Annotated in this window: 15 protein-coding genes; 3 read left to right on the forward strand and 12 right to left on the reverse strand. The window is 57.2% G+C overall.

Annotated elements, in window-relative coordinates; all coding sequences use genetic code 11:
* Window position 1: 1 nt before the first annotated feature.
* The 3 genes from VDP61_RS16330 to VDP61_RS16340 form a co-directional block, all read right to left on the reverse strand.
* Window positions 2-976, reverse strand: coding sequence for an ABC transporter permease (locus VDP61_RS16330; protein WP_323007919.1), 975 nt, complete (start codon window positions 974-976; stop codon window positions 2-4).
* A 120-nt stretch (window positions 977-1096) separates the two neighbouring features.
* Window positions 1097-2110 carry a GTP-binding protein gene (locus VDP61_RS16335; protein ID WP_323007920.1) on the reverse strand — a complete coding sequence of 338 codons (1014 nt, stop codon included), beginning with the start codon at window positions 2108-2110 and terminating at the stop codon, window positions 1097-1099.
* 75 nt (window positions 2111-2185) lie between these two features.
* Complete coding sequence (locus VDP61_RS16340) at window positions 2186-3787, reverse strand: ABC transporter substrate-binding protein (protein WP_323007921.1); 1602 nt, start codon at window positions 3785-3787, stop codon at window positions 2186-2188.
* A gap of 195 nt (window positions 3788-3982) precedes the next feature.
* Here VDP61_RS16340 and VDP61_RS16345 point away from each other — a divergent pair, with 195 nt between their 5' ends.
* The gene (locus tag VDP61_RS16345) at window positions 3983-4639 is read left to right on the forward strand and encodes a GntR family transcriptional regulator (protein ID WP_323007922.1); all 657 of its coding nucleotides are present in this window, start codon (window positions 3983-3985) and stop codon (window positions 4637-4639) included.
* 7 nt (window positions 4640-4646) lie between these two features.
* On the opposite strand, the gene VDP61_RS16350 is transcribed toward VDP61_RS16345, so the two are convergent.
* The 8 genes from VDP61_RS16350 to guaD form a co-directional block, all read right to left on the reverse strand.
* Window positions 4647-5138, reverse strand: coding sequence for a GAF domain-containing protein (locus VDP61_RS16350; RefSeq protein WP_323007923.1), 492 nt, complete (start codon window positions 5136-5138; stop codon window positions 4647-4649).
* 4 nt (window positions 5139-5142) lie between these two features.
* A complete protein-coding gene (locus VDP61_RS16355) occupies window positions 5143-6417 on the reverse strand; it encodes a TRAP transporter large permease (RefSeq protein WP_416236554.1) in 1275 nt (424 codons plus the stop codon).
* Window positions 6323-6994: a TRAP transporter small permease subunit gene (locus tag VDP61_RS17905; protein ID WP_416236549.1), complete on the reverse strand. Its 672-nt coding sequence runs from the start codon at window positions 6992-6994 to the stop codon at window positions 6323-6325. The genes VDP61_RS16355 and VDP61_RS17905 overlap by 95 nt, the downstream gene beginning before the upstream one ends.
* Before the next feature lie 65 nt (window positions 6995-7059).
* Window positions 7060-8058, reverse strand: a complete 999-nt coding sequence (locus tag VDP61_RS16360; protein ID WP_323007925.1) for a TRAP transporter substrate-binding protein — start codon at window positions 8056-8058, stop codon at window positions 7060-7062.
* Between the two features lie 64 nt (window positions 8059-8122).
* Window positions 8123-8770 carry a GntR family transcriptional regulator gene (locus VDP61_RS16365; RefSeq protein ID WP_323007926.1) on the reverse strand — a complete coding sequence of 216 codons (648 nt, stop codon included), beginning with the start codon at window positions 8768-8770 and terminating at the stop codon, window positions 8123-8125.
* Between the two features lie 389 nt (window positions 8771-9159).
* Entirely contained in the window at window positions 9160-10392 is a 1233-nt protein-coding gene (locus tag VDP61_RS16370; protein WP_323007927.1) for a metal-dependent hydrolase family protein, read from the reverse strand.
* 511 nt (window positions 10393-10903) lie between these two features.
* Window positions 10904-12280: an NAD(P)H-dependent flavin oxidoreductase gene (locus VDP61_RS16375; RefSeq protein WP_323007928.1), complete on the reverse strand. Its 1377-nt coding sequence runs from the start codon at window positions 12278-12280 to the stop codon at window positions 10904-10906.
* Between the two features lie 394 nt (window positions 12281-12674).
* Window positions 12675-13955, reverse strand: coding sequence for a guanine deaminase (guaD, locus tag VDP61_RS16380; protein ID WP_323007929.1), 1281 nt, complete (start codon window positions 13953-13955; stop codon window positions 12675-12677).
* A 153-nt stretch (window positions 13956-14108) separates the two neighbouring features.
* Between guaD and mgtE the strand changes: the two genes are divergently transcribed.
* Both mgtE and VDP61_RS16390 read left to right on the forward strand, forming a co-directional pair.
* Window positions 14109-15458, forward strand: a complete 1350-nt coding sequence (gene mgtE, locus VDP61_RS16385; protein ID WP_415234632.1) for a magnesium transporter — start codon at window positions 14109-14111, stop codon at window positions 15456-15458.
* Window positions 15443-15988 (forward strand): 5-formyltetrahydrofolate cyclo-ligase, encoded by a 546-nt coding sequence (locus VDP61_RS16390; RefSeq protein WP_323007931.1) that lies wholly within the window; start codon window positions 15443-15445, stop codon window positions 15986-15988. The genes mgtE and VDP61_RS16390 overlap by 16 nt, the downstream gene beginning before the upstream one ends.
* A 55-nt stretch (window positions 15989-16043) precedes the next feature.
* Here the strand turns inward: VDP61_RS16390 and VDP61_RS16395 are convergent, their stop codons facing one another.
* On the reverse strand, window positions 16044-16364 hold the full coding sequence (locus VDP61_RS16395) for a ribonuclease E inhibitor RraB (RefSeq protein WP_323007932.1): 321 nt from the start codon (window positions 16362-16364) through the stop codon (window positions 16044-16046).
* Between the last annotated feature and the right edge of the window lie 18 nt (window positions 16365-16382).

Consider the following 16382-nt stretch of genomic DNA (forward strand, 5'->3'; position numbering starts at 1 on the left):
CTCAGGCTCCGGTCCTGATCCGAACGCGCGGATCCAAAAGGGTGTAAAGCACGTCAACGACAAGGTTGATGACGACGAAAAGCAAGACGATGATCATCAGATAGGCAACGATCACAGGCCGGTCGAGCAAGTTGATGCTGTCAATGATCAGCTTGCCCATGCCCGGCCATGAAAAGATGGTTTCGGTGACAACGGAAAAGGCGATGACGGACCCGAACTCCAACCCGATGATGGTGACGACCGGGATCATTATGTTTTTAAGCACATGAACAAAGATGACGCGGCTTTCGGAAAGCCCTTTGGCGCGGGCGAATTTGACGTAATCTTCGGGCAACACCTCGCGCACCCCGGCGCGAACCAATCGCAAGATAAGCGACACTTTGAACAGGGCAAGGTTGACCGCAGGCAAAAGCAGATGGCTTAATCCGTCAAGCGTCAGAAACGACCATTGCAACCCGAACAGGCTGCGCGTTTCGCCGCGACCGCTGGAAGGCAACCACCCCAGTTCCACCGAAAACACGACGATCAGCATCAACCCCACCCAGAATGTCGGCAAGGAAAAGCCCAGGATAGACCCCGCCATGATGGTCTTTGACGATGGCGCATTGGGGTAAAGCCCCGCATATAGCCCCAGCGGAACCCCAACCAGAACCGAAATACCAATGGCGCAAAAGGCCAGTTCCAAGGTCGCGGGCAGCCGGGTCAGGATCACCTTCAATGCGGGTTCGCCGTAAATGAAACTGCGGCCAAAATCGCCCTCGGTCAGCGCCTTGAGGAATGAGAAATACTGCACCCACAAGGGCCGATCAAGGCCAAGGGCAATGGTGACTTCCAGCCGCTCTTTTGCGGTGGCATCGGGGGCAACCAGCATTTCCATCGGATCCCCGATAACGCTGACGCCGATAAAGACAATAACCGTCATCGCAAGAATGACAAACCCGGCCTGAATCAGTCGCTTTATGAACCACATGGTCATCTGCTTGCTCCGCCTCTTATGCCGTTTTCGTTTTAGGTATACTAATATCTATTATCGTATACGATTCATTGCAACAAAATTCTCACGACTCCAAAGCGGGTGTTCGTTTTTTTATGCAGCCTAAACGCCCATCGGGCTGGGCATCGCCTCGGCCTCGGCAAACAGCGCTTGAATTTCTTCGGGCGCGATTCCGTCCACGATGCACACGATGCGGGTCCGGTGGTCGCTTGACGGCCAGCAGGGCAGCTCCTCGGGCGGGTGAAAGAGATGCTGAATGCCGTGAAGGACCGAAGGGCGATCTGCGCCGTCGATGTTCAAAATCCCTTTGACGCGTAGCAGATTCGGGCCATAGCGCGCGACAAGCCGATCAACCCAATGCGAAACCGTATCCCATGTGACAGGCCTATCCCGAATGATCGCCGTTGACCGTATCGCACCCCCTGCCCCGTGCAAGGATGCAGCAGACCCGGCGGCGCGGCCCAGCCAATGTTCGATATCCGAAACCCCCGTGGTGCTGTGAAAACGCCGCTCGAACAGGCTGCGATCCATCAGGCCAAGCTCGCGCCGGGTCATGTCTACCGATGGGTTGATCCGGGCAACCGCACGCTGCACCCGGTCAATGGCCCCCGCATCGGCAAGATCACCTTTGGTGATACAAACCCGATCCGCAAGCGCCACCTGCCGGCTTGCCTCGGGATAGCGTTCCAGAACCGAACAGCCGTTGACCGCATCCACCAGCGCCACGATGGATGTCAGCTCATAGGCCAGCATGATCTGAAAATCATTCATCATGCCATGCACCACCGGCACCGGATCAGCGAGGCCCGTGGTTTCGATCACAACCCGCTTGAACGGTGCCAGCTTGCCACTGCGCAGATCATCGTGCAATTCCTTCAACGTGTCGACAAGATCACCCCGGACGGTGCAGCAGATACAGCCGTTTTCCAGCAAGATAATGTTTTCGCTGGTTTGGCGCACAAGCTGATGATCAAGGCCAACCTCGCCAAATTCATTGATGATGACCAAGGCCGGTTCAACGTCAGCGGCAGAAAGGTAATCGTTCAGCAAGGTGGTTTTGCCGCTGCCAAGATGGCCTGTCAAAAGGACAATCGGGATCCGGTCATTTCCAAACATTCAAGGGGCCTTTGGTTGCAGTGGCATCATTTATACGGCACGGGTGCCAAAAGCGGTACCCGTGCCATAGCGGCTTTACTTGGCCCGGACGGTTGCCTGAGCCGTTGTAAATTCGTCGGCTTTGCCTTCGAACACAAGATCATCGCGCATCGCCCAAGTGATCGCCGTATAGTACAGCGGCAGGATAGCGACATCTTTCATCGCGATTTCAGTCACTTCGGCCAAGGCTGCGGCGCGCTGGTCATTGTTGATGGTGACAATGGCAGCCTGAATAAGCGCATCAACCTTGGGGTTTGAATAGCGGCCGCCATTCGGGCCGCCGCGGCCAAGGGCATCATCCTTGGTGCCGATCAGCGCGTGCATGCTCATCCCCGCTTCTCCGGTGTTCGAGGCCCAGCCGAACAATGCCATCGCAAAATCCGAATTGGTGACTTTGGGCCGGAAGGTGGCCCATGGCGACGGGTCAGCCTGTGTTACAACCCCAATCCGCGAAAACATCTGCGCCATGGCCTGAAGCACTTCGGAATCATTGGTGTAGCGGTCATTTGGGCCAATGATCGTCATCCGAAAGCCGTCGGGATACCCGGCTTCGGCCAACAGCGCCTTGGCGGCATCGGGATCATAGGCCGGAACGGGCAGCGTGTCGGATGTACCGGGATAACTGGCAGGCAAGAACTGCCCGGCAGGCGTGCCCTGCCCCCGCAAGATACGATCTGTGATACCTTCACGGTTGATCGCCATCGACAAAGCCTGACGCACACGCAGATCCTTCAGCGGGTTGGTATCCAACACCTCACCGTTCGGGCCTGTGATGTAGGGATTGGTTTCGCTGAAATGATCAAGCATCATGAAAATCACCCGATTGCTGGGGATCATCGTCACCTTCAGGCCCTTTGCCCCCTGCAACCGTTCCAGATCCGACACGGCAACCTGGTCGATCAGGTCATAATCCCCCGACAGCAGGCCAGCGGTCCGGCTGGCGTCATTGCTGACCACGCTCAGCTTTACACTGTCCCATTCCGGCGCGTCCCCCCAATAGCCCGCGTTGCGCGACATGGTGACATCGCCCCCCGGCGTATAGCTGCCCAACACATAGGGGCCGGTGCCGACCATGGCCTCGCCAGAGTTGAAGGCCCCGGTTTCGGCGGTCTGCAATCTATGGGGCACGATCATCACATTGGCCAGTTCAACGGGCAAAAGCGGATTGGGTCGGCTGGTGGTGATTTTGACAGTCAAGTCGTCAACGGCCTCAACCGAGGCAATCGAATTGGTGTAGGTTTTGAACGACGAAGGGCTGTTGGGCAAATTCGTCGCCCGATCAATAGAGGCCACAACATCCTTGGCAACAAAGGCGGTGCCATCGCTGTATGTCACACCTTCGCGCAGCTTGAACAGCCACTCCACCTCGCCGGTTGCTTCCCAAGACACCGCAAGCGCCGGAACGGCCCGGAAACTGGCGTCGCGATCGGTAAGCCCATCAAAGAAGTTGTCTGAAACCATCTGGTTGGACGTGACAATCGAATAATGCGGGTCCATCGACAAGATTGCGCCGCCAAGCGCGATATCCAGATGCGCCTCTTGCGCCAAGGCCCAAGTGGGCAACATGGCCCCAAGGGTCGTTGCCGCAACCAGCACCGCGCCGGACAGCTTTAGTGAGCGAACGTTTCCATGCTTCATTTCGTATACCATCCCTGTTTTTCGTATCATATTACAAATTTTCGTAGCACGAACGCTGGTTCCGATCAAGCAAAGGATGGTAAAATTTTGCAACTCATCGGCAAAGCACCTTCTTGGTGATTGCTATTTCGTATATCTTCTGAACCCACTGTATACAGATGCAAAAGGCTGCACGAATAGGACTGGCAAGTATCCATGACCAAAAATGATGGTGCAAAAACAACCGCTCAACCGATCTATGACAGCCTTCGTGAGGCGATAATGTCGGGCAAATTCAGGCCCGGAGAACCCCTTCGCCAGGATGAGATTGCCCGCACCCACGGCGTCAGTAAAATTCCGGTACGCGAAGCGCTTCTGCGGCTTGAGGTGGACGGCTTTGTCCTTTTCAGAAAGAATCGCGGCGCGGTCGTCCGAGAGCTGAGCGCGGCAGAGCTTTTGCACCTGATGGACATCCGGGTCGCGCTGGAATGCAAAGCGCTTGAACTGGCTATTCCAAATATGATCCAGTCAGATCTGGACGAGGCGGAGCAGGTTTTACGGGAATATGCCAGTCTGGAATCGATTGAACATTGGAGCAAGATGAACCGTCGGTTCCACAAAGTGCTGTATGAACCCTGCGGAAACCCGCAACTTCTGGCGATGATCAACGACCTGCATCAGCGCATGGGCCCCTATCTGCGCCTGCTGATGACCGAGACCAGCGGCCTTGACCGCCCCGCCCAAGAGCATCTCGCCATTCTGGAAGCCTGCAAGGCAACAGACACGCAACTGGGCGTTGACCTGCTGAAATCGCATATTGAAACCTCAAAAAAGGAAACAGCGGCACGGTTGCGGCGGCGGGACGAAGGGTGACGGGGCCTTACGGCTCCATCAAAAGCGCCGATACGAGGAAGACGCTGGCAAGCCTTAAATGGGGGGCATCATCAAAGCTGTAACGATCACGTTCGGCGCTGATATTCAGCAGGCCGATCGTGGCCCCCGCAAAGCGTACCGGGGTGCAGAAGCTGGCTTCACGCCCCATGCTTAGCGACAGGGCGGCATCCGGATAGGCCCAGCGCATATCCGCCTCGCCGTTTCCCAACCACGACTTGCCCGCCTTCAGAACGACATCGCCCCAAGGGGTATCGCCCATTGGTTTGCGCCCACCTCGGGGGTAGATATCCAGATTGGTGCTATAGACGCGCTCAATCTCTTTTGAGGCAGGAAGGTAGCGCAGGATCGTCAGCAGCTTATAGCCAAAATGGGCCGCACAGAACGCGCCAACAGCATCATAGATCGGGCCGGGGCTGGTCGCCCCTGCACAAGCAGCGACCAGCGGTTCATAGTCGGAGGTTCCGATAGGTTTTGCCATCAATTCACACCCCATAGATCAGGTTGGGAAACCACAGGGCAATCTGCGGGAAGATCGCCAGCAAGACCACACCAACCACCATCAGCACAAAGAACGGAAAGGCAGCCCGTGCAACCTTGCTGATTGGATAGCCCGTCGCCCCTTGCAGCACGAACAGGTTGAACCCGATAGGCGGTGTGACCGCCGCCATTTCGATCATCAGCACAAGGTAGACGCCAAACCAGATCGGATCAAAGCCCGCCTGAACGATCAAGGGCAGCGCGATAGGCAAGCTCATCACCACGATGGAGTTGCCGTCCAGCAAGAAGCCAAGCCCAAGGTAAAAGATCGACAAGATCAGCAGCAACCCCCAGGGCGACAGATTCATCGCGGCAATCCCGGCGGCGACATCTGCCGGAATATGCAGGAATCCCATCGCGGTAGACAGCAAGGCAGCCGCAATCAGCAAAGCACAGATCATGGTTGAGGTGCGCAAAGCCCCCATCAACGATTGCGAGATCATCGTGAAGGAGAATTGCCCGGTCACCAAAACGATCACGAGACTCATGCAGACCCCAACGGCGGCGGCCTCGGACGGGGTGGCAATTCCCGAATAAATCGAGCCCAGAACCACGACCATCAAAAGCAGCAATGGAAACAGATCGACAAAGGCGCGCAGAAAATCCATCGGGCGGTATTTGTGGTTCTCGACCGGCACCAGCGACGGATTAAGCCATGAGCGCACAACGATATAGCCAGTGAAAAGCCCGCTGATCATCAGGCCGGGAAAAACCCCGGCAGCGAACAACCGCGCGACAGATTCCTCGGCCAGAATGCCATAGACGATCATCACAAGCGAAGGTGGAATCATCAACCCAAGGCTGCCCGCCCCCGCCAGCGAACCGATTGCCAAAGACTTGTCATAGCCACGATCAAACAATTCACGCGTTGTAATCTTGCCAACCGTTGCCGTGGTGGCGGTAGAGGAGCCGGACACCGCGGCAAACATCGTGCAGCCCATGACGTTGGTATGCAGCAACCGCCCCGGAATCATGCTGACAAAGGGCGACAAGCCGCGAAACAGCCGCATCGAAATATCGGTTCGAAAGATAATCTCGCCCATCCAGATAAACATCGGGATGGCCGACAATTCCCAGGCCGAGGAGTAGCGGTTCACAATTGCGCCCGCAATTGTACCAATCCGGTTAAGGTCCATCCCCCCCAAAAACCAAAGTGATGTGACCGAAACCAACGCGATGCTGGCAAAAACCCATAGCCCGGCAGCCAGAAAAACAAGCAAGATGCCAAAAACGGTAATCGCTGCGAAAAGTGCTTCCATGTGACTGATGCCTTATTGATCGTGGTGATCGTATTGTGCCGCAGGGGCGGGAGAGGCGTGGCCCGTGACATGCCGCAAGGCATGCGCCAAAAGCTGCAACGCAAAGAGCAACAGGCCGACCAAAATCAGGGATTTCAGGGATCCACATCGGCACCTCGGCCGAGGTAGCCGAGACAGACCCGCGATCCCAGGCACGCGCCGCACGGATCCAGAACATATATGTAAGGCCAAGAATAACGGCCATTGTCGCAAAAGTGCCAATCGCCTTCAGCCAGCGCTGATGCGTTGCGCTAAGCCGCGTGCTGAGCAGGTTGACCTCGATCATACTGCCGTTTTCAAGCGTATAGCCAAGCGACCAGATGATGCACAAAGCCAGGCCATAGCCTAGAAATTCATCCTGAACGAAGGTGGATGTCGAAAAAAAGTACCGCAGAACGATTTCGAATGCGATAAAGCCAACCATCAAAACAAGTGCAGCGGCCGCGATTACGGCAGACGCTTGCGATATGCGGTATACCGCCAAATAAAACCGGGACATTTTTCCCCCTCCTCCAAAGGTTCAGCGAAAAGAGAGCGGCCGGGGCCGCTCTCTTGCTGGTATGGTTACTTGCCTGCGCGGTATGCTGTCAGCACCGTGGCCGCACGATCACCGATCTTAGCAGACCATTCCGCAACGATCGGGCTTGCCGCATCATCGAGGAATTTCGTGAATTCAGCAGGAACGCTTTCGATCACCGTCATCTTGTGCTCGCGCATCGTGGCAAAATCCTTGGCGATGCTGTCGGCTGCAAGCTGCCAGCCAAGCGTTTCTGCCTCGGCGGCGGCCGCAAGGATTTCGGCTTGCCGTTCTTGGGTCAGCCCGTCCCAGATATCGCGGTTCATATGCACCGCTTGCAGGCCGGATGAATAGTTGATCTGGGTGAAATGCGACTGAAGTTCCCAAAGCTGAACCCCAACCCCACCGTTTGCCGAGGTCAGGACCGCATCAATTGCGTTGGTCGACAACTGCGCCGGAACATCCGACCAGGCAAGCTTGATCGGAAACGCGCCCACACCTTTCAGCAATTCGGTTGCGGTCACGTCAAACGTCCGGATCTTCACGCCTTCAAGGTCAGCGGCGCTTTCAAATCCCTTTTTGCCCCAAAAGCCCGAAGGCGGCCATGGGGTTGCAAACAAGAATAGCTGCCCGTTGTCCTCCAAGACCTTGGCATATTCAGGCTTGGCCAGGTCATAAAGCCTGCGCGCATCCTCGGTTGTCGGCGCAAGAAAAGGCAGCGCCGAAAGCTGGAAGATCGGGTCGATCCCAAGCCAGGCCGACAGCGGCGAGGTGGCAAGCTGAATCGCCCCATCGCCAACCGCATCAAAGTGATCGAGGGTTTTATAGCCAAGCGCGCCCCCATGATGAACGGTAATCGCAATGTCGCCGCCGGTGTTCTCGGCCACTTTGCCCGCAAAGAAATCCGCGACCTGCCCATGAAGCGAGTTGGGCGGGAACTCATTGCTCATATCCCAGGCATCTGCAAAGGCAGGCCCGATCAACGCAAATACGCTTAACGCGATGGCCGAAGCCTGTTTGGTCAGTTTTCCAGCGGTGAATGTCATGTGGTCTTCTCCCTTGTCTGATGTAGGTCATTGATTTCAAGTCGGGTTCGCGCGCGGGCCCAGATCAGGAAACACTCTCCTCGTGTCGCCGTAGCCGTGCTGCAATTTCTTTCTTGGTGGTCAGAATGTGATCGCGCAGCAGCGCGACCGCCGCCGGAATATCCCCCTCGCGGCAGGCAGCCAGAATAAGCCTGTGTTCAGAATGTGGGCGCTCCAACCCGCTTATTTCTGTCACGAACTGGCGCAAATTCGGCCCGATACGCTGCTGAATATCTGCGATCAATTGCAACAGGACAGCATTTCCTGACGGCTCATACAGCGTGCGGTGAAACTGGATGTTCAGGGCGCTCCAGCTTGCCGTTTGCTTCTGTCGCGCATAATCTTCCAGGATATGTTCTGCGGTTTCAAAATCGGCCTCGATCATATTTGGCATCGCCAATTCAATCGCGCGACACTCCAATGCCACACGAATATCCGTCAGGTGCAAGATTTCGGCTGTGCTCAACTCTCGTACAATCGCGCCCCGGTTTTTGCGAAACGTAACGAACCCATCGACCTCAAGCTTCAAAAGCGCCTCGCGCACCGGGATCTTGCTGGTCCCATGGTTTCGGGCGATCTCATCCTGGCGCAGCGGTGCGCCGGGTACAAAATCACCCGAGATGATTTTCTCGCGCAATATATCATAGATGGGTTCTGCGGGTTTGCGTGTCATACCATTCTTACCAATCTTCTAGACTTAAGCTATATTTCGTATACGTTTCTGTCAATAGGTATACTTTATTGATCGAGTGATTACCGCAGTTCATCGCGTTTCCGGTTTGCGCTAAAGCATCAGCCAGCCCCGAACCGCATGGCAAACAAGGCCCGCTCTGGGGCTGACGTGTGCCAAGGTGGTTTGAACAAGAACGGAAAACGCTTTATGTTCGCGCGATCGGCGCAAAACCGACAGACGCAGGCCAAAACGACGCTGCGTCTGCTTATGCCCAGGGTGCTTCGCCCTAAACCCGAACGACATATCGCTGTCTTAAATAAAAGAGTTCATCGCGTCATGTGATGACCCTTGCGTCAGGTCAAAGCCGAAAGGCTGTGAAGTGCCGCAGATCAGAGGGTGTTTTTGTAAAACACGCCTCCTTTCATGATCGCGGCCAAATGCGGGCCGCCATCGGCAAAGACCGACAGATCCTTGTAGGGGTTGCCATCCACAACCAGCAAATCGGCATGGGCCCCCGGCACCAATTCGCCCAGCTTGCCTTCCTGGCGCAAAATCCGGGCGTTTACGATGGTGGCGGCCTCAATCGCGCCCTGCGGCGTCAGCACCTCGGCCTGAAGGGCAAGCCCGTCGCATTGCCATTGCTGCGTATGCATCGACAGATCGGTGCCGTAGCCAATGGGCACCCCAGCATTGCGACTGATTTCCAGCGACTCAAGCCCCGCCGCGTGAACCCGATCATTCTTGGCGCGGCTATCCGCCGATTTGCCGGACGCCGCGCCAAGCCGCTTGGTGATTTCATAGGTGATCAGCGTCGGCACCAGATAGGCATCAAGCCCGGCCATGTATTTTGCCGTTTCCGGCTGAATGAAGTTGCCGTGTTCGATGGTACGGATACCGGCAGCAAGCCCGCGCCGGATCGCCTCATCCGAATAGGCGTGGCCCGCAACGTAAACCCCCCAGCGCTGCGCTTCCTCGACAACCGCTTCCAGCTCATCCATTCGATATTGCAGGCTGTCCAGCGGGTCATTGGGCGATGCAACCCCGCCGCTAAGCATGACCTTGATCTGATCAGACCCCTTGCGAAGCTCGTTGCGCACGGCTTTCAACACCTCTGGCAGGCCATCGGCAACGATGGTGAACAATTCCGAGGCTGAACAGCAGGCATAATCTTCGGTCGTCACGCTGGCTTCGCGAAAATCACCGTGACCGCCAGTCTGGGTGATAAAGCGGTTTGAGACGAAAAGGCGCGGGGTGTCGATATAGCCTGCCTCGGATGCATTGCGCATGCCAAAATCGCCGCCCCCCATATCACGCACCGTGGTAAAACCACGGTTCAACATGCCCTTCAAAACAAAGGCAGCCTTGGCCGAGGCGTAGGTGATAGGAACGGTGCGGGCCAGCCCGAGGTTCATTTCATTCATGAACATATGGACATGCGCGTCAATCAACCCCGGACACAGCGTGCGCCCGCCCAGGTCGATACGATGGGATGCATCGCTTTTGATCGGCGCGTCAGAGACCTCTTTCACGAGACCGTCCTCGATCAAAACCTCAACACCATCAAGCAGGTCTGGCTGCCGGGGATCAAGTAATTTCCCGCCGTGAAACGTCATCATAGTCATCGTAAAGCTCCCTCTCCTAACAACTGCGCAGAATTACATTTCGATATCACCTCATGCCAGACAGGCGGCTTTGAGGCAGATCAGAAGAATTGGCGCCGCATATAGTATACGCTTTTACACCTTCGTATTCGATATACAACAAAAAATAGTCGCCGTATCGCAAAATGGGGTGTATGCACCAAGGGCCAACCTGACGGCCCCCCGGCACGCATGGCGCCACAGACGACCATAAGGGGGGCCCTGACGGTGAGTATCCAAAGATGATGCTGGCCAGGCAAGGCAACGGCCCACCCGGTCAATGCTGTTGCGTGATCACGCTGACGTCAAGCGCAGCCTGTACAGGACTGACGCTTTTTCAAACTGCGCGGTTTCATCCGCTGTCAGGGCACGGCCCCAAGGATGGCGGCCAGACTGGCGTGCATCTGTGCCATGGCCTGCGCCGTCAGGCATGCATCGCAGCGCAACCGGATTGCAGTGCCACACAACCCGGACGGCAATCAAAATGCAGCGATCAATCCCCAGTCAACAGACATTCGACAAGCTGCTTTACCGTCGGAATGAAGACAGCCCCGTTTTCGTCCCGATACAAGGGGTCCTCGGCGGCCATATAGGCATTATGGCCGGTGAAAATAAGCTGCTTGTCCAGATCATCCCCCTGAATTGCCCCGACCAGCCCTTTGCGAATACAATAGGCGCGGGGGTCTGGCCGCTTGCCTGTCACATATTTCTTTTCCGGGTCCTGACACCAAGAGCTGAGGGCGCAAGACGCAAGGCAGCCCACACATTCATTCCTGTGCTCGCGGATTTCCAATGCGCGCTCCCGGCTGACGAAAATCAAGGTGTCATCAGGTGTACGCAAAGGGATGCCAAACCCTGCGGCTGTCCAGCCAGCAACCTTCTTGCAATCTTCAGGCGAAACGTAATACCCGTTGGCCGGAACGCCGGGGCCCGCCAGACATTCGGTCATCGCCTCATTGCGTTTCGTCGCAAAGGCCACTTGCCTTTCTATCCCCCCATACAAGCCGTCAATCATGCCATTCCTGTAGGCCGAGGAATGAAAACCAGTCGGACTGAATTTGTTCAGCACGACATCACCCTGCTTGAGCGTCAGCAGCAGGTGTTTCCATTCCTCTGAAATCGGGGATTCCTGCGTCAGCAAATCTCTGGTGCCAAACTGGAATGCGACCGGGCCGATATCGGGGTTGTTCAGCCAATGCGCCCAATCGCGCAGATGCCACACGCCACCAGCCATGATAATGGCAACATCCTGCATGCCGTTTGCGTTCATGAAACGGCGCAGTTCCTTGACGCGCTCATACGGGTCTTTTGGGGTTTCGGGGTCTTCTCTGCTGGTGATGCCATTATGCCCACCGGCCAACCACGGATCTTCATACACCACAGCCCCGATCAGGTCAGCGTATCTGCCCTGCCATTTCTTGAAAGTGCGTTTCAGCAACACTTGCAAAGCCATAACGCTGGAGATGATCGGGTCCAGATACACCCCTTCATTGGCGCAGATTTCGGCGTCTTCCTCGGCTGGCAAGCCAGCCCCCATTGTCACGGCATGGATCATGTTGCCGCCACCGGGCACGCGTGTTCCTTCCAGCAGGCCGCGCATGGTCCGCATGGTTCCGCCGGCCATCTTGAGAAAGTTCACCCGGATACGGCCCTTGCCGCCAGCGGCTTCATGGGCAATTGTGGCTTGCAAGATGCCACCCTCGATCGACCATGCGACAAGTTCCTCATGCCGGTCCTGCCGCAAGCGCCCAACATGCGGGTAAGTAACCTCTCGGCCATCTTTGCCATAGCCGATGGCCGCCCCGGTGCCGGAAAAAGTGCCTGCGGCGTTTTCGGCAGCCCAGGCACCCGCGTTTTTGCCATTGGTCACCCCCACGCCCTTACCACCCTGGATAAACGGCAAGATCCACGCCCCATCTATAAAGACAGGATTTATAAGTGTTTTCAGAATCTTTCCGTCCTCCTAAGTGGACCAGCGGCAATTTCAAAGGCTCGCCAACCAATCTCGGCCCCGAGATGGTTTGGCAAACAACGCCACAGTTTCATTGTTGAAACTGAAACCACCTGGAATTAGCGCGGCGGCACTCTATGGGGTAGGCATCGGATTTTGTCAACTCCGGACGGCGCTTGCGCCAAGCGGATCGTTGATACCGGCCGCTACGTCATGCTGTCGGCTTGCCCCCGCCCAAAGCTGCAAATGATGCTGATCATCGGGGCTGCTTTGGCCAAGCCGGTGTTTCGCCGCCAGGCCGTTTCAGACCGCCTCAGGCCAGGTTGCCGCCAATGTAAACGGCTTTGATCGCGCGATCATCGCCCATCATGATCGTCGGGAAAACCGATTGCCAAATAAAGTCGGCGCGCCGTGTCGCTTGTTCGATCGCCAGGGTCGAGGCCAGATCAACCACCACAAGGTCGGCGTCCATCCCATTGGCGATATTGCCAATTTTATGCTCGGACCGCAGCGCGCGCGCCGACCCCTGCGTGGCCAGCCACCACAGCTGCGCCGGATGCAGGCTGACGCCGCGCAGCTGCGCCACCTCATAGGCGGCCGCCATTGTGCGCAGCATCGAAAAGGAAGACCCGCCGCCGGTATCCGTGGCCAGCCCCACCCGCAGCCCCCGCGCCACCATGGTTTGCATGTCGAACAACCCCGACCCGATAAAAGAGTTTGACGTTGGGCAATGCACCAAACTGGCGCCCACCTCGACCAGCCGGTCCACTTCGCGCGGCTCCAGATGGATCGCGTGGCCGTAAAGCCCGCCCATGCCCAACAGGCCGTGCGCCTCATAGGTATCAAGGTAATCGCGCGCATTGGGGAACAAGGCCTTGGCCCAGGCGATTTCATCCGTTTGCTCTGACAGGTGGGTTTGCATCAGACAGCTTTGATTCTCGGCCCAAAGCGCGCCAAGGGCCGAAAGCTGTTCAGGCGTAGAGGTTGGCGAAAATCGGGGCGTGATGACATAGGATAGCCGGTCCACCCCATGCCATTTCTCCAGCAGGCGTTTGCTGTCATCATAGGCGGTTTTCGCGGTATCTTGCAGGCCCGGTGGCGCATTGCGGTCCATGCAGGTCTTGCCGGCAAAGGCGCGCAGGCCCCGCTTTTGGGCCTGCGTGAAAAATGCATCGACGCTTTCGGGGTGAATCGTGGCATAGGAACAAACCGTCGTGGTGCCATTGGCCAGCGTCAGGTCAAAATACCGCGCGGCGATCTCGGCGGCATACTCGGGGTCGGCAAAGCGCATTTCCTCGGGAAAGGTGTAGGTATTCAGCCAATCAATCAGCCGCTTGCCCCAGCTTGCGATAATCGCGGTTTGCGGATAATGCACATGCGGGTCGATAAACCCCGGCGAAATCAAATGGTTGCCGTAATCGGTCACGGTTGCCGCCGGATAGGCCTTGCGCATCGCATCGCCAGTGCCTGTCGCCACGATCTGGCCGCCCAGCATGACAATGCCGCCATTGCGTTCCAGCCGCACCACCTCTGGCCCTTCAACAAACGGGTCGCCATGATAAGAAAGGACTTGCCCAAGGATCAGTTCAGCCATTGTTTGCGCCTGTCATTTTTTGCGTTCATCCAACCTTATGCGGTTTTGGTTCTCGCGTAAATTTACCTGTCACCTCTGTTTCTTTGAAGCACCTTATCGTAGGGTCGCGGTAATCAAAACCTTGGGGGTGCTATGTCCGACAACATCGACGATATGGAAGAAGATGTGTTGGACGCCCGCCGGGTTGAAGCCATTCAAGACGCGGTAGAGGCGCAAGACGCCGCGCGGCTGGATGAATTGCTTGACCCGCTGCACGCCGCCGACATCGCCGACCTGTTGGAACAGATCGGCCCAAGCGACCGGCGCGACCTGTTGCGGCTGTGGCCCAATGGCATCGACGGTGAAATTCTGTCGGAACTTGACGAAGCTATCCGCGAAGAGGTTATCGACCAGATGTCGCCTCAGGTACTGGCCGAGGCTGTGCGCGAGCTGGATACCGATGATGTCGTCGACATTCTCGAAGACCTTGAGGAAGAAGATCACGACCGTATTCTGGGCGCCCTTGCGGCCGTTGACCGGGTGGCGGTGGAGCGGGCGATGTCCTACCCGGAATATTCTGCCGGGCGCTTGATGCAGCGCGAGGTTGTCATCGCACCAGAGCATTGGAATGTTGGACAGGCCATTGATTACATGCGATCAAATGAGAGCCTGCCGGACCAGTTCTATCATGTGATCCTTGTGGATCCGCGGATGAAGCCAAAGGGCTATGTGACGCTGGGGCGGGTGCTTTCATCGCGCCGGGATGTGTTGCTGAGGGAGATAGAGGAAGACAGCTTTCGCACCATCGAGGCGACAGAGCCAGAGGCCGATGTTGCCTATATCTTCAACCAATATCACCTGATTTCTTGCCCGGTGGTGGATGAAAACGACCGGCTGGTCGGCGTGATCACAATTGACGACGCGATGAACGTGCTGGACGAAGAGCATGAGGAGGACATGTTGCGCATGGCCGGTGTTGGCGATGAGGCCAGCCTGTCTGATACCGTCTGGGAGGCGGCAAAAGGCCGGGCGGTCTGGTTGTTTGTGAACCTGCTGACGGCGATTTTGGCCTCTTCCGTCATTTCGGCCTTTGCCGATACCATTGGTCAGATGGTGGCGCTGGCGGTGCTGATGCCGATCGTTGCGTCAATGGGCGGCAATGCCGGGACGCAGACGATGACGGTTGCGGTGCGTGCCCTTGCAACCCGCGACCTGACGGCGCAAAATGCGTTTCGCGTGATCCGGCGTGAGGCGGCGGTGGGGGCGCTGAACGGGATGGTTTTCGGGCTGTTGATGGCACTGATCGCGGGCTGGTGGTTTGGCTTGCCGATGCTGGCGCTGGTGATTGGCGTGGCCATGGTCCTGACGCTGGTCGCCGCAGCGGCCGGGGGGATTTTGATTCCGATGGGCTTGCAACGCTTTGGCATCGACCCGGCACTGGCCTCGGGGCCATTTGTAACCACAGTAACAGATGTGGTTGGTTTCTTTGCATTTTTGGGATTGGCCTCATGGATATTGCTGTAAAAAAAGCCGCGCGGGCCACCGGATTTGCAGCGCGCAAGCGTGCGTTTGCAGCAGGTCAGGGCCAGGCCGCCGAGATTTTGGCGGATTTTTTGGCCCCCCACGGCGGCAAGGTTCTGGCGGGCTATATGCCGATGCGAACCGAGATTGACCCATTGCCCGCGATGGCCGCCCATCAAGGCGTGGTCTGCGTGCCGGTGATTGTGGGGCAAGGGCAGGCGCTGCGGTTTCGGGAATGGTCGCCGGGGTGCGTCATGGTGCCGGGCGAATTTGGCGCGCTGATCCCTGCAGAAGGCGGCTGGGTGGAACCCGAGGTGCTGATCGTGCCTTTGGTGGGGTTCGATGGGCGCGGCTATCGGCTTGGCTATGGCGGCGGATTTTACGACCGAACACTAGAGGGGCTGCGCGCACGCGGGCCGGTTCTGGCGGTGGGGTTTGCATTCTCGGCACAGGAAATGCCTGAGGTGCCGATCGAGGCAACCGATCAGCGGCTTGATGTGATTGTCACCGAACGGGGCGCCTTTCGCCTGTAACGGGCCTTTTGACCGGTTTTCCGCGGTGAAGACAAAGGGCGTGCTGCCCGGTCGTTTACTCCACCAGTTCCCACCCGTCCGGGTCAAACCCGAACTTCAGCGCGATCTCGGTCGCACGTTTTTCCTCTGCCCAAATCGCAGCCGCCGAAATTTCCATCTCGGCCGTCCGCGCCTCCAGGGTCTCGCCGTCGTCATCCTGACGTGTCACAAACCCGGCAGCTTTCAGCGCCTTTTCCGCCGCGGCAAAGGGGGCCTCGACCTCCTCGGCCAAAAACAGGAAATTCACCACAGCCCGTTTCGGCAAATCCTCTATTTTGCCAATCTCGACAAAGGTTTCAAAGGTCTCGGCTTGCTGCGCCTTGTAATCATGGGTCATCATCTGCTCCTGCCCTTT

The organism is Pseudorhodobacter sp. (assembly GCF_034675685.1).
GTDB lineage: Bacteria > Pseudomonadota > Alphaproteobacteria > Rhodobacterales > Rhodobacteraceae > Pseudorhodobacter.